The sequence below is a fragment of the Vibrio sp. HENC-03 genome, from assembly GCF_000305755.2.
In the GTDB taxonomy this organism is placed as follows: domain Bacteria; phylum Pseudomonadota; class Gammaproteobacteria; order Enterobacterales; family Vibrionaceae; genus Vibrio; species Vibrio owensii.
This window is the reverse complement of the sequence record NZ_JH976111.1, coordinates 1-336: the sequence shown is the minus strand read 5'-3', so window position 1 is coordinate 336 and position 336 is coordinate 1. Positions and strand designations below refer to the sequence as shown.

The following is a 336-nucleotide window of genomic DNA, read 5'->3' as shown; positions in this document are numbered from 1 at the left end:
TAAGAATTAGTCGAAGATCTTAGCAACAACACCAGCACCTACAGTACGGCCACCTTCACGGATAGCGAAACGTAGACCTTCGTCCATAGCGATTGGAGCGATTAGCTCAACTTGCATTTGGATGTTGTCGCCTGGCATTACCATTTCTACGCCTTCTGGTAGAGAGATGTCACCAGTTACGTCAGTTGTACGGAAGTAGAACTGTGGACGGTAGCCTTTGAAGAATGGAGTGTGACGACCACCTTCATCTTTAGAAAGTACGTATACTTCTGACTCGAACTTAGTGTGTGGAGTGATTGAACCAGGCTTAGCTAGTACTTGACCACGTTCAACTTC

The 336-nt window shown here is 46.1% G+C and carries 1 protein-coding gene; it reads right to left on the bottom strand.

What is annotated here, in order from left to right:
* Positions 1-6 precede the first annotated feature (6 nt).
* Positions 7-336: elongation factor Tu (locus VCHENC03_RS16895; RefSeq protein ID WP_009705463.1), on the bottom strand; the 330-nt coding region annotated here is incomplete at its 5' end.